Origin of the sequence: Micromonospora foliorum (genome assembly GCF_022229015.1) — a bacterium.
Classification (GTDB): domain Bacteria; phylum Actinomycetota; class Actinomycetes; order Mycobacteriales; family Micromonosporaceae; genus Micromonospora; species Micromonospora foliorum.
The window spans coordinates 1-13,127 of record NZ_JAKKFF010000163.1 but is presented as its reverse complement, the minus strand read 5'-3'; the positions used below and the strand labels follow the sequence as shown (position 1 = coordinate 13,127).

The 13,127-nt window shown below is 70.2% G+C and carries 12 protein-coding genes and 1 tRNA gene; 2 read left to right on the top strand and 11 right to left on the bottom strand.

What is annotated here, in order from left to right:
- Positions 1–286 precede the first annotated feature (286 nt).
- The 8 genes from PSH25_RS13785 to PSH25_RS13750 form a co-directional block, all read right to left on the bottom strand.
- Positions 287–1,582 carry a sulfate adenylyltransferase subunit 1 gene (locus PSH25_RS13785; protein ID WP_238659475.1) on the bottom strand — a complete coding sequence of 432 codons (1,296 nt, stop codon included), beginning with the start codon at positions 1,580–1,582 and terminating at the stop codon, positions 287–289.
- Positions 1,582–2,493, bottom strand: coding sequence for a sulfate adenylyltransferase subunit CysD (gene cysD, locus PSH25_RS13780; protein WP_238659474.1), 912 nt, complete (start codon positions 2,491–2,493; stop codon positions 1,582–1,584). Before cysD ends, PSH25_RS13785 begins: the two co-directional genes overlap by 1 nt.
- A 75-nt stretch (positions 2,494–2,568) precedes the next feature.
- Positions 2,569–3,399, bottom strand: a complete 831-nt coding sequence (locus PSH25_RS13775) for a 3'(2'),5'-bisphosphate nucleotidase CysQ (RefSeq protein ID WP_238659473.1) — start codon at positions 3,397–3,399, stop codon at positions 2,569–2,571.
- Positions 3,400–3,532: 133 nt separating this feature from the next.
- Positions 3,533–4,123, bottom strand: coding sequence for an aminoacyl-tRNA hydrolase (gene pth, locus PSH25_RS13770; RefSeq protein ID WP_238659472.1), 591 nt, complete (start codon positions 4,121–4,123; stop codon positions 3,533–3,535).
- A 95-nt stretch (positions 4,124–4,218) separates the two neighbouring features.
- Positions 4,219–4,908 (bottom strand): 50S ribosomal protein L25/general stress protein Ctc, encoded by a 690-nt coding sequence (locus PSH25_RS13765; RefSeq protein ID WP_238659471.1) that lies wholly within the window; start codon positions 4,906–4,908, stop codon positions 4,219–4,221.
- A 333-nt stretch (positions 4,909–5,241) separates the two neighbouring features.
- Positions 5,242–6,222: a ribose-phosphate diphosphokinase gene (locus tag PSH25_RS13760; protein WP_030329105.1), complete on the bottom strand. Its 981-nt coding sequence runs from the start codon at positions 6,220–6,222 to the stop codon at positions 5,242–5,244.
- A gap of 58 nt (positions 6,223–6,280) precedes the next feature.
- Complete coding sequence (gene glmU, locus PSH25_RS13755) at positions 6,281–7,813, bottom strand: bifunctional UDP-N-acetylglucosamine diphosphorylase/glucosamine-1-phosphate N-acetyltransferase GlmU (RefSeq protein ID WP_308193666.1); 1,533 nt, start codon at positions 7,811–7,813, stop codon at positions 6,281–6,283.
- A 110-nt stretch (positions 7,814–7,923) separates the two neighbouring features.
- A tRNA-Gln gene (locus PSH25_RS13750) sits at positions 7,924–7,995 on the bottom strand.
- A 313-nt stretch (positions 7,996–8,308) separates the two neighbouring features.
- Here PSH25_RS13750 and PSH25_RS13745 point away from each other — a divergent pair.
- Positions 8,309–9,274: an acyl-CoA desaturase gene (locus tag PSH25_RS13745; protein WP_238659470.1), complete on the top strand. Its 966-nt coding sequence runs from the start codon at positions 8,309–8,311 to the stop codon at positions 9,272–9,274.
- 224 nt (positions 9,275–9,498) lie between these two features.
- Entirely contained in the window at positions 9,499–10,197 is a 699-nt protein-coding gene (locus tag PSH25_RS13740) for a TetR/AcrR family transcriptional regulator (protein WP_238659469.1), read from the top strand.
- 5 nt (positions 10,198–10,202) lie between these two features.
- On the opposite strand, the gene PSH25_RS13735 is transcribed toward PSH25_RS13740, so the two are convergent.
- The 3 genes from PSH25_RS13735 to PSH25_RS13725 all read right to left on the bottom strand — a co-directional run.
- Positions 10,203–10,679 (bottom strand): DUF4383 domain-containing protein, encoded by a 477-nt coding sequence (locus PSH25_RS13735; RefSeq protein WP_238659468.1) that lies wholly within the window; start codon positions 10,677–10,679, stop codon positions 10,203–10,205.
- A gap of 205 nt (positions 10,680–10,884) precedes the next feature.
- The gene (locus tag PSH25_RS13730) at positions 10,885–11,340 is read right to left on the bottom strand and encodes a DUF4383 domain-containing protein (protein ID WP_238659467.1); all 456 of its coding nucleotides are present in this window, start codon (positions 11,338–11,340) and stop codon (positions 10,885–10,887) included.
- Positions 11,341–11,440: 100 nt separating this feature from the next.
- The coding region (locus PSH25_RS13725; protein ID WP_238659466.1) for an ABC-F family ATP-binding cassette domain-containing protein at positions 11,441–13,127 on the bottom strand (1,687 nt) is incomplete at its 5' end.

The window sequence follows — 13,127 nt, the reverse complement described above, 5'->3', positions numbered from 1 at the left end:
CGGCGGGTCGACCTGGACTGTTCCTCTCCGACATCGCGAACCTGTCGGCGCACCGTCAAGACCTCGTGCGTTCCGCCCAAGCCCACGTAGCATCGGTAACAAGCCGCATCACCAAGGTGGTAACCGCCCACCCCGAAGACGCCACCTACAGCCCACCCCCCATCCTCTCACCCCCCACCCCACCCCCACCCCCTCCTGGTTGATCAAGAGGTTCGCGTCATTTTCGATCTCCTGGGTGACCGAAACCTCTTGATCAACAGGGCGATGGGTGGGTGGGTGGGTGGGGTTAGCCGGCTTCGACGATCATGGCGGCGCCGACGGTGCGGTTGGTCGCCTCGTCGATGATGACGAAGCCGCCGGTGGTGCGGTTGCGGCGGTACTCGTCGGCCAGCAGCGGCACCGTCGTACGCAGTCGCACCCGGCCGATCTCGTTGAGCCGCAGTTCGTCAGCCGACTCGTCGCGGTGCAGCGAGTTGATGTCCAGCCGGTAGTGCAGCCCGCGCACGATCGCCCGAGCCGACCGGGTGGTGTGCTTGATCGCGTACCGGCCGCCGACGCGCAGGGGGGCCGTCTCGTCCATCCAGCAGACCATCGCCTCGATGTCCTGGGCCACCGCCGGTGCGTTGTTCGGCCGGCAGATCAGGTCACCGCGGGAGATGTCGAGCTCGTCGGCCAGTCGTACCGTCACCGACATCGGCGGGAACGCCTCCGGGACCGGCCCGTCGGCGGTCTCCACGGCGGCGATCCGGCTGGTGAAGCCGGAGGGCAGCACCATCACCTCGTCGCCCGGCTTCAGTACGCCGGAGGCGACCTGACCGGCGTAGCCGCGGTAGTCGGTGATGGTGGTGGACTGCGGGCGGATCACGTACTGCACCGGGAACCGGACGTCGACCAGGTTGCGGTCGCTGGCGATGTGCACCCGCTCCAGGTGGTGCAGCAGCGACGGACCCTCGTACCAGGGCATGTTGTCCGACCGGGTGACGATGTTGTCGCCGCGCAACGCGGAGATCGGCACCACGGTCAGGTCCGGTGCGTCGAGCTTCGCCGCGAACGCGGTGAACTCGTCGGCGATCCGCTCGTAGACCTCCTGCGACCAGTCGACCAGGTCCATCTTGTTGACACAGAGGACCAGGTGCGGCACCCGCAGCAGGGAGCAGAGGAACGCGTGCCGGCGGGACTGCTCGACGAGGCCCTTGCGCGCGTCCACCAGGATCAACGCCAGGTCCGCCGTCGAGGCCCCGGTGACCATGTTGCGGGTGTACTGGATGTGGCCCGGGGTGTCGGCGATGATGAACTTGCGCCGGGGGGTGGCGAAGTACCGGTACGCCACGTCGATGGTGATGCCCTGTTCCCGCTCGGCACGCAGGCCGTCGGTGAGCAACGCCAGGTTGGTGTATTCGTCACCGCGGGCCGCGCTGACCGCCTCCACGGCGGCCAACTGGTCGGTGAAGAGCGACTTGGTGTCGTAGAGCAGCCGCCCGATCAGGGTCGACTTGCCGTCGTCCACGCTGCCGGCGGTGGCGAACCGCAGCAGGTCCATCGCCCGTGCCTCGGAGGCCGGTGCCAGGATCTCGGTGCTCATCAGAAGTAGCCCTCCCGCTTGCGGTCCTCCATGGCGGCCTCACTGACCCGGTCGTCACCACGGGTGGCGCCGCGCTCGGTGATCCGGGTGGCCGCCACCTCCTCGATGACCTTCTCCACGGTGTCCGCGTCGGAACGGACCGCGGCGGTGCAGGAGGCGTCGCCGACGGTGCGGTAGCGCACCTGCGCCTTGAACCGCTCCTCGCCCGCACGGGGGCGGAAGAACTCGTTGACGGCGTAGAACATGCCGTCCCGCTCGATCACCTCGCGCTCGTGCGCGTAGTAGATCGAGGGCAGCGGGATGCGTTCCCGGGCGATGTAGTGCCAGACGTCCAGCTCGGTCCAGTTGGACAGCGGGAAGACCCGGATCGACTCGCCCGGGTGGTGCCGGCCGTTGTACAGCGACCACAGCTCGGGCCGCTGGTTCTTCGGGTCCCACTGGCCGAACTCGTCGCGGAAGCTGAACACCCGCTCCTTGGCCCGGGCCTTCTCCTCGTCCCGGCGGGCGCCACCGAACAGCGCGTCGAAGCGGTGCTTCTCCACCGCGTCCAGTAGCACCGGTGTCTGGATCCGGTTGCGCATGCCGTCCGCGGACTCCCGGACCATGCCGCTGGCCAGGGCCTCCGGCACGCTCGCCACCACGAGCTGCAACCCCAGCTCGGCGACGCGTTGGTCGCGGTATTCCAGGACCTCGGGGAAGTTGTGCCCGGTGTCGATGTGCATGACCGGGAAGGGGACGTTGGCCGGGGCGAACGCCTTCTGCGCCAACCGCAGCATGACGATCGAGTCCTTGCCACCGGAGAAGAGCAGCACCGGGCGTTCCATCTCGGCGACCACCTCGCGCATCACGAAGATGCTCTCCGCTTCCAGGGCGTCCAGGTGGGAGACCTGGTACGCCGCGGGGGAGGTCATGACACCGGCTCGATTCGCTCGCTCATCCGATTTCCAGACCTTTCCGGTCGGGCATGTCAAGAAAGTCCGCTCAGGTTACCCGGAATGTCTCTGCAGCGCTGCAAGCAACCGGGTGGCGAGATCCTTGCGACAGACCAGGAGGTCGGGCAGGCGCGGATCCGCCTCGTTGTATTTCAGCGCAGAACCGTCGATCCGGGAAGCGTGCAGTCCGGTGGCCGTCGCCACAGCGATCGGGGCCGCCGAGTCCCACTCGTACTGCCCACCTGCGTGGATGTACGCGTCCACCTCGCCGGTGACCACGGCGGCGATCTTCGCTCCGGCCGAGCCCATCGGCACCAGGTGCGCCCCGACGTCCTCGGCCAGGTCGGTCAGGAAGACCGGCGGCCGGCTCCGGCTCGCCGCCAAACGGATCTTCCGCTCGCCGGCTGTCGCCGCCTCCACCGTCATCGGCGGGTACGCCGGCGGGTAGTCCGTGCCCAGCACCCGGTGCTGCGCCGGCAACCCCACCGCCCCGGCGACCAGCCCGTGCGGGCTCGGCGCGCTGCGCGCCCAGAGTGCCACGTGCACCGCCCAGTCCGAGCGGCCCTCCTCGGAGAACTCCCGGGTGCCGTCCAACGGGTCGACGATCCACACCCGGTCCGCGGTCAACCGCGACACCGCTCCGGTGTTCACCTCCGCGGCCCAGGCCAACCGCGAACCCTCGTCCTCCTCGGAGAGCACCGCGTCATTGGGACGCCACTTCGCCAACTCCGTGCGGATCAGGTCGTGCGACACCTTGTCACCGGCCGACTTCAGCGCGCCGGTGTCGGCGAAACCCATCTCCGTACGCAGGTCGAGCAGCGCCTGCCCGGCCCGGGACGCCAACCATCGGGCAAACGCGCCATCGATCATCGGAGGACTGCTCATCTGTCCGCTCCCGTCGCCTCGCCGCGCTGCCCGCACGGGCCCGATCCGCCGCGACTCGCGTCGCCGGTCGCGGCACGCCGAAAGGCGCAGACTACCGGCCCGCCGTTTCCGATTCGGGTACGCCCCGCCCGGCTCAGCTGCCGTGGTAGAGGTTCTGGGTCGGCTCCACGCCCTTGGTGATCACCGACTCCACCACGTCGGCGGCCCGGTCCACCAGGAAATCCAGCTCCTTGCGCTCGGCCGCGCCAAAATCCGACAGCACGTAATCCGCCGGATCCTGCCGCCCCGGCGGGCGGCCGACGCCGAACCGCACCCGGGCGTAGTCCTTCGTCCCCAACGACTTCGACATCGAGCGCAGGCCGTTGTGCCCGCCCTCGCCGCCGCCGAACTTGATCCGCACCTGACCGAAGTCGATGTCCAGCTCGTCATGCACCGCGATCACCTGCGTCGTCGGCACCTTGTAGAACTGCGCCAACGCCGCGACCGGCCCGCCGGACAGGTTCATGTACGTCAGTGGCTTCACCAGCACCAGCTTCGGCCCACCGAACCCCAGCCGCGCCTCGGCCACATCGGCCACCGCCCGCTTGTGCCGGCCGAAACGCGCACTCACCCGCCCGGCCAGCAGCTCGGCCACCATGAACCCGACGTTGTGCCGGTTCCCGGCGTACTCCCGGCCTGGGTTGCCCAGGCCGACCACCAGCCACGGCCCCGCCTCGTCCGTCACGACCCGTCCCTTCCGACGCCCATCCCAGCCGACTCCCGATATGCCGACAGGCGCCCCCGAACATCCGGGGACGCCTGTCGCACAGTACGAACCGATCAGGCCTCGGTGCGCGCCTCGGTCGTCTCGGCGCCCTCGGCGGCGTCCGCGCCCTCGGAGCCCTCGGTGGTCTCGCCGACCTCGGCCTCGGCCTCGTCGGTGGCGGTCTCGACCTCGGGCAGCGTCGCCTCGAGCTGCTCGGCGGTCGGGGCGGCGGTGATCGACGCGACGGTCAGCTCCGAGTCGACGGCCAGCTCGACGCCGGCCGGCAGCTCGACGTCACCGGCGGTCACCAGGGTGCCCGCCTCCAGGCCCTCGATCGACGCGTCGAGGTGGTCCGGAACCTTGGTGGCGTCCGCGGTCACCGAGAGGGTGTCGTGGTCGTGCACGATCAGGGTGTCCCGTGCGGCCTCGCCGGTCAGCTGGACCGGAACGTCGACGGTGACCTTCTCGCCCCGGCGAACCAGGATCAGGTCGACGTGCTCGAAGGTGTCGCGGATCGGGTCACGCTGGATCGCCTTCGGCAGCGCCAGCACCTGGGTGCCGTCGGTGATGTCGATCGCGAAGAGCTGGTTGGCACCGCCCTTGCGGATCGCGGCGGCGAACTCCCGCGACGGCAGCGCGATGTGCTTGGGCTTCTCGCCGTGGCCGTACAGCACGGCGGGCACCTTGCCGGCCCGGCGGGTACGGCGGGCACCACCCTTGCCGAACTCGGTACGGGGCTCGGCGCTGATCTTTACCTCGGACACGGGGAAACTCCTGATGCTTTTCGCTGCGGCGGCTTGTCGTCTAACGGTGCTGGGGCGAGGGGCTCGCTGGGGCTCATGCGTCATGAACGACTGCCCGGAGCACCGCGTCGATGACGGTGCCTCCGTGCGGCGCTTTTCAGCGGCCCGCCGGGCACCCTCGCCGTGGCAACCGCACCAGTCTACCCGAGCTGTTTCCAGGGTTTCCGGCAGTCCCCGTTCACGGCTCAAGACCGGCGCGTCGGTGGTGCTCCCACCAGCGTGCCGGCCCCGTTTCCGCCAGTTTGCCAGCCCCGCCCCCGCCAGCGTGTCGACTGGCGGAAACGGGGCTCAGGCTCAGCTCAGGCCACCGAAGAGGGTGGTCACCGAGCCGTCGTCGAAGACCTCCCGGATCGCCCGCGCCAGCAGCGGCGCGATCGACAGCACGGTGAGCTTGTCCAACTGCTTCTCCGGCGGGAGCGGCAGGGTGTTCGTCACCACGATCTCGCTGATCGAGCTGTTCTTCAGCCGCTCGGTGGCCGGGTCGGACAGCAGCGCGTGGGTGGACGCGACCACGATCTCCGCCGCGCCCGACTCCTTCAGGATGTCGGCGGCCTTGGCGATGGTGCCCCCGGTGTCGATCATGTCGTCGACGATCAGGCAGACCCGGCCCTCCACCTCGCCGACCACCCGGTTCGCCACGACCTGGTTCGGCTTCATCGGGTCGCGGGTCTTGTGGATGAACGCCAGCGGGCAGCCGCCCAGCCGGTCGGTCCACCGCTCGGCCACCCGCACCCGGCCCGAATCCGGTGCCACCACGGTCATCGGCCGGCCGGCGTACTTGTGCTCCACGTACTCGGCCAGGATGTCCATCGCGAAGAGGTGGTCCACCGGGCCGTCGAAGAAGCCCTGGATCTGCGCGGTGTGCAGGTCGACGGTGAGGATGCGGTTCGCGCCGGCGGTCTTCAGCAGGTCCGCCACCAGGCGGGCCGAGATCGGCTCCCGGCCGCGGTGCTTCTTGTCCTGGCGGGCGTACGGGTAGAACGGCAGCACCACGGTGATCCGCTTGGCCGACCCCCGCTTCAGCGCGTCCACCATGATCAGGGTCTCCATGACCCAGGTGTTCACCCCGTGCGTGACGGACTGCACCACGAAGGCGTCCGAACCACGTACCGAGTCCTTGAACCGTACGAAGATCTCGCCGTTGGCGAACTCGTACGCGTCGGCCGGGGTCGGCGCGACGCCGAGCACCTCGCCGATCTCCTTGGCCAACTCCGGAAAGCCACGTCCGGAAAAGAGCATCAGGCTTTTGCGGTTTTCGGCGACGATGCTGCCCATGGGCCCGTCTGCTCCCGTTATGTCGGCGGTACCCGACCCGGTGGTGGTGGGTCAGGGACTATTCGGTTGCAGTATCTCCCGCGCCGGATGTGCCGCCCACCGTCTCGGCCGCCCCGTGCATTGCCTCACTGTCGCTTGCGGCGCCGGCCACCCCCGACGCACCCTTCGCGTCGCCGGCCCGCTGCGCAGCCTCCGCCGCGGCGGTGCCGGGGCGCCGCATGACCACCCAGCCCTCGATGTTGCGCTGGCGCGCCCGGGCGACACCCATCGCACCTGCCGGCACGTCGTCGACGATCACCGAACCAGCCGCCGTGTACGCCCCGTCGCCCACCTCGACCGGCGCCACGAACATGTTGTCCGCACCGGTCCGCGCGTGGTTGCCGATCACCGTGCGGTGCTTGTTCACCCCGTCGTAGTTCACGAAGACCGACGCGGCGCCGATGTTGGTCTGCTCGCCGATCGTCGCGTCGCCGACGTACGTCAGGTGCGGCACCTTCGAGCCGGCGCCGATCTGGGAGTTCTTCACCTCGACGAACGTGCCGACCTTTGCCTTCTCGGCCAACTGGGCGGCCGGCCGCAGGTACGCGTACGGCCCGACGGTCGCGCCCGCGCCCACCTCGGCGCCGACGGCGTGGCTGCGGATCACCGACGCGGCGGGGCCGACGATGGTGTCGATCAGGGTGACGTCCGGCCCGATCAGCGCGCCCGCGCCGACCACCGTGCCGCCGCGCAACTGGGTGTTCTGGTCGACAACCGCGTCCCGGTCCAGCGCGACCGTCACGTCGATCCAGGTGGTGGCGGGGTCGAGCAGGCTCACCCCGGTGCGCATCCACGCCTCGTTGATCCGGTCGCGCAGCAGCCCGCGCAGCGCCGCCAGCTCCACCCGGTCGTTGCAGCCCAACGTCTCGACGTGGTCCTGGGCGACGTGCACCGCCACCGGCTCACCGGCCGAGCGGAGCAGGCCGAAGACGTCGGTCAGGTACTCCTCGCCCTGGTCGTTGTCGGTGGAGAGCTTGCCCAGCGCCTCGCGCAGCCGCACCGCGTCGAACGCGTAGATGCCGGCGTTGATCTCCCGGATCGCGCGCTGCGTCGCGTCGGCGTCGCGTTCCTCGACGATCCGCTCCAGGCGGCCGTCGGCGTCCCGGACGATCCGGCCGAGGCCGGTCGGGTCGGGCACCTCGGCGGCCAGCACGGTGGCCGCGGCGGCGGCCTCCTCGTGGGCGGTCACCAGCGCGCCCACCGTCTCCGGGCGCAGCAGTGGCACGTCCCCGTTGATCACCACGACGGTGCCGGCGCCGTCCGGTACGGCCTCCAGCGCGATCCGCACGGCGTGCCCGGTGCCGAGCTGCTCGGCCTGCAGCACGGGGGTGGCGTCCGGGGCGACCTCGGACAGGTGCTTCCGGACCTGGTCGGCGCCGTGCCCCACCACCACGACGGTGCGGTCCGCGCCGAGCGGGGCGGCGGCGCTCAGCACGTGGCCGAGGAGCGTCCGACCGAGCAGGGGGTGCAGCACCTTGGGCAGTGTCGACTTCATCCGCTTGCCCTCACCGGCGGCAAGTACGACGACGGTACGGAGGTGGGGCTGGGGCACGACGTGGCTCCCGTCGGGACGGCGGACACTCTCGCGGCCATGCTAGCCGCGGCGCCCGGCGCGTTCCCCTCTTACCCCCACCGGACCCTAAAACGGGCGTAGGTGGGCAGCTCGGCCGCCAGGGTTCGAACCTGAAATACGGGTACCAAAGACCCGGGTGTTGCCAATTACACCACGGCCGATCAGCGACGTGGGCACGTCGCACGAGGGATGGACATCCCGCCGCTACACCTTAGCGCCCCGGCCGGCGGACGCCAGCGCTCATCCCGCCGTGCCGCCGGCGCTCGGCGCCGTCGACGTCCCGGGGTAGACGACCCGCCCCCCGGCCGCCCCGATTCCCGGACCGGTCAGGCGCCCACCGCCAGGGTGGTTGACCTGCGACTTTGGGCGGTTACGCGAGGACGATTCGAAACTTCCCCGTGCGATCTACGGTGCCGTAAGTTACGGTGACGTAGGCGTAGCTTCGTGATCGTTACCATCCCCCTGCGAGGTCCCATGTCCACTGCTCTGCTCGATCCCAACACCGCCGGCCCCGGCCCCAAGCCACTCACCGACGGCAGCCAGTCCTCCGGCATCCTGGCCGCCCTCTGGGCTTTCGTGGTGATCCCCTTCGTCGCCCTGCTGGTCGCCGTGCCAATGGCCTGGGGCGGCTGGCTGGGCTGGTCCGACGTGATCATCGGCCTGGTCTGGTACGTCGTCTCCGGGCTCGGCATCACCGTCGGCTTCCACCGCTACTTCACGCATGGCTCGTTCAAGGCCAAGCGGTGGCTGCGGGTGACGCTGGCGGTCGCGGGTTCGCTGGCGGTGCAGGGCGAGATCATTCAGTGGGTCGCCGACCACCGGCGGCACCACGCCTTCTCCGACCTGGAGGGTGACCCGCACTCGCCGTGGCGCTTCGGCACCAGCTTCTGGGCGTTGACCCGGGGCCTGTTCCACGCCCACGTCGGGTGGCTGTTCCGCCGGGAGCTGTCCAACCGCGAGCGTTTCGCACCGGATCTCATCGCCGACCGGGACATCAGCCGGGTCGATCGGCTCTTCCCCGCGCTGGTGGCCATCTCGCTGCTCGGCCCGGCGCTGATCGGCGGCCTGGTGACCTGGTCCTGGCAGGGTGCGCTTACCGCGTTCTTCTGGGCCGGGCTGGTCCGGATCGGCCTCCTGCACCACGTCACCTGGGCGATCAACTCGGTGTGCCACGTCTACGGCGAGCGTCCGTTCGCGATGCGTCAGGGCGACCGAGCGTCGAACTTCTGGCCGCTGGCGATCCTGTCGTTCGGCGAGAGCTGGCACAACCTGCACCACGCCGACCCGACCAGCGCCCGGCACGGCGTGCTGCGCGGTCAGGTGGACATCTCCGCCCGGGTGATCTGGTTGTTCGAGAAGGTCGGCGCGGCGACGCAGGTGCGCTGGCCAAAGCCGGAGCGCCTCGCCGCCAAGCTGGTGAAGCCGGTCGCACCCCGCTGAAACCGGGCGGTGCCCGGGGATGCCGCCTGGCAGGATGGCCGGATGACCGAGCCATGCGGGGGGACCGGACGGCTCGGCGGACGGGGGGCCGGGCCGGATCCGGGTACGGTCGAACGGCGCGGCAGGGTGGTCGGACCGCCCGACAGTGAGGCGACGACGTGAACGGGCACAGCGGAGGAACCATTCGACGGCAGGGCGTCACCGAGCGCCAGCAAGGTGGCGACATGCCTGAGGTCAACGACGACGCGGGGGCGGGGGTCGGCGACCGACGGGTGACGCCAGTGGCGGCACCGAAGGCCAAGGCGCCCTCCCGGGTCCGCATGTCGGCCGCCCAGCGACGGGAGCAGTTGATCGCCACCGGCCGGCAACTCTTCGCCGAGCGTGGTTTCGACGCCACCTCCATCGAGGAGGTGGCGGCCCGCGCCAAGGTCTCCAAGCCGGTGGTGTACGAGCACTTCGGTGGCAAGGAAGGGCTCTACGCGGTGGTGGTGGACCGGGAGGTCCGGGCCCTGCTGGACCGGATCACCACGGCGTTGACCGCCGGGCATCCGCGGGAGCTGCTGGAACAGGCGGCGCTGGCCCTGCTGACCTACATCGAGGAGGAGACCAGCGGCTTCCGGGTGCTGGTCCGCGAGTCGCCGCTGATGTCCGGCACGGCCACCTTCAGCAGCGTCATGAACGATGTGGCGCACCAGGTCGAGCACATCCTGGGCGCCGAGTACAAGAGCCGCGGGTACGACCCGAAGCTCGCCGAGCTGTACTCGCAGGCGCTGGTCGGCATGGTGGCGTTGACCGGCCGCTGGTGGTTGGAGGTGCGTAAGCCGCGCAAGGAGACGGTGGCGGCGCACCTCGTCAACCTGGCCTGGAACGGGTTGTCGCACCTGGAGGCGAAGCCGACGCTGATCACCGCGCGGCGTCACTGACCCGATCAGCGGCGGTGCACGTCGGCCACCGGGTGCTTGCGGTGCTCCAACTCCGCCTCGGCGGATTCCGGTGGACCGACCTTGTCGTAGAGACCGGTGCCGAGCAGGATCAGGCCGAACAGCATCGACACGACCACTGTCGACATCGAGAAGTTGAGGAAGTTCGCCTCGGTCTGCAGCACCGACATCATCAGGATGCTGGTCACCAGGAACACCACGCCGGCGGTGAGGTTCATGTAGTGGCCGAGGTTGCTGCGCCGCGAGGCCCCGATGATCAGGACGATCCCGAAGATCACCGAGGCGAGCGAGAAGGCCAGGTTGGTCCGGAGCCCGAGGGCCCAGGTGCTGCTGCGGGCAAAGAGCGGGTCACCGATCGTCTCGGCGACGCCCCAGACGCCGAAGACCAGGATGTAGACGCCGATCAGCCCGGAGAGGACCCGGTAGAGCGGCCGTGCCGGATGGTTAACCGGAAAATGCGGCATGCCCAGACCCCCTGAAGTGACCGTTTCAGGGGAATTGTCGCCCAGAGCAGAGCCAACTGTCCGGAAAACCACAATGCCGACGCGGTCCGCCGAGAGGCTGGGCCAGGTCAGGTTTTCGCCGGAGCCCGAGCTGCGCAGGGATCAAGCCTGACCGCCCGGAGCAGCTCGGGCTCCGGCGAGAACCCACGGCCCCAACCGCAAGAACTCAGAGAACGAGACGAGCCTTCTGGAACGCCTCGGCCTCGTCCTCCGTGCCGACCTTGCCGTACATGCCGACCATGAGCAGCACCAGGGCGGCCGTCATCACCACGATCACGGTGGCGATGCTGAAGTTGAAGATGTTGGCGTCGGTCCGGATGAAGGCGAGACCGGCCAGGCTGACCATCATGAGGCTGTACGCCAGCCACTGGTTGATCGCCACGTCGATGTTGCGGCCGAGCGCCGTACCGACCAGCACGACGATCCCGAGCAGCACGCTCAGCAGCGAGAAGCCGAGGTTCGTGCCCTGACCGAGGACCCGGGTGTCGTCCTGGGCGAGGATCTCGTTGCCGGTGCTCGCGATGATGCCGAGCACACCGAAGACGACCAGGTACAGACCGGTCAGCCCGCCGATCGCCCGGTAGATCGGCCGCGCGGGGTGGTTGACGGGGGTGTGTGCCATGTCTGTGTCTCCAACGCCGTGGGGTAGGTGTCGCCGACGATTGTCTCGCATGTGGTGGTGTGACGCCGCACACGGGGCCCGGGCCGGCGCGCCCGGCCGGTCAGCTCTCGGGCAGGTCCTCGGCGAGGGTCATCCAGCTATCCTCGATCCGCTCCCGCTCGGCGCGGAGATCCTTGAGCTGGGTGTCCAACTCGGCGACCCGGGCGTAGTCGGTGGCGTCCGCCGCGAGCTGGTCGAGCAGCGTGGTCTCGCGCTGGTCGAGCTTGCCGAGCTGCCGCTCCAGCCGGGTCAGCTCCTTGCGGGCCTGGCGGACGTCGGCGGCGGACATGCCGCCTCCCGAGGGAGCAGCGGGCGCGGAGGTCGAGGTGACGCCCGCCCGGGAAGAGCCGGCTCGTTCGGCGGTCCGCGCGAGGTACTCGTCCACGCCGCCCGGCAGGTGCACCAGCCGACCGTCGCCGAACATCCCGTACGCCGTGTCGGTGACCCGCTCGATCAGGTAACGGTCATGGCTGGCCACGATGATCGTGCCGGGCCACGAGTCGAGCAGGTCCTCCAGCGAGGCGAGGGTGTCCGTGTCCAGGTCGTTGGTGGGCTCGTCGAAGAGCAGCACGTTGGGCTCGCCGGCCAGCAGCCGCAGCATCTGCAACCGGCGGCGTTCCCCCCCGGAGAGGTCACTGACCGGGGTCCAGAGCCGGCGGTCGTCGAAGCCGAACACCTCGGCAAGCTGCGCGGCGGAGACCTCCCGGTCCCCGAGTTGGACCCGGCGGGCGACCTCCTCCACCGCTTCCAGCACCCGCAGGTGCCCGGGCAGCTCGGTGAGCTCCTGGGAGAGGAACGCGGGCCGCACGGTGGAGCCGGTGCCGAGGCGGCCACCATCGGGGCGGGTGATGCCGGCGAGCATCCGCAGCAGCGTGGTCTTGCCGGCGCCGTTGGCACCGAGGATGGCGATCCGGTCGCCGGGGCCGACCAGCCAGGTGACGTCGCGCAGGATCTCCTTCGGGCCGGCGTGCAGCTCGACGTTCTCCAGGTCGTACACCTGCTTGCCCAGCCGGGAGGTGGCCATGCGCTGCAACGACATGGTGTCGCGGGCCGGCGGCACGTCGGCGATCAACGCGTTCGCGGCGTCGATGCGGAACTGCGGCTTGGAGGTCCGGGCGGGCGGCCCACGGCGCAGCCAGGCGATCTCCTTGCGGAGCAGGTTCTGCCGGCGGGCCTCGGTGGCGGCGGCGACCCGCTCGCGTTCGGCGCGGGCGAGGGTCCAGGCAGCGAAGCCACCCTCGTAGGCGCGGACGGTCTGGTCGGCGACCTCCCAGGTGGTGGTGCAGACCGCGTCCAGGAACCACCGGTCGTGGGTGACCACGACCAGGGCGCCCTTGCGGCCGACCAGGTGCCGGGCCAGCCAGTCGACACCGCCGACGTCCAGGTGGTTGGTGGGCTCGTCGAGGATGAGCAGGTCGGAGTCGCGGACGAGCAGCGCGGCGAGCGCCACCCGGCGTCGTTCGCCACCGGACATCGGGCCGACCGGCTGGTCGAGGCCGAGGTGCGGCATGCCGAGGCCGTCGAGGATGGCCCGCACCCCGGCGTCGCCGGCCCACTCGTGCTCGGCGCCCATGCCCTCGGCGAGCCAGGCGGTGCCGAGCACCACGTCCCGGACGGTGGCCTCGGGGGCGAGGGTGAGCTGCTGGGGCAGCCAGAGCACGCGCAGGTCACGGCGGTGGGTCACCCGACCGTCGTCGGGGTCCTCCTGCTTGGTGAGCAGCCGCAGCAGGGTGGACTTGCCGGCGCCG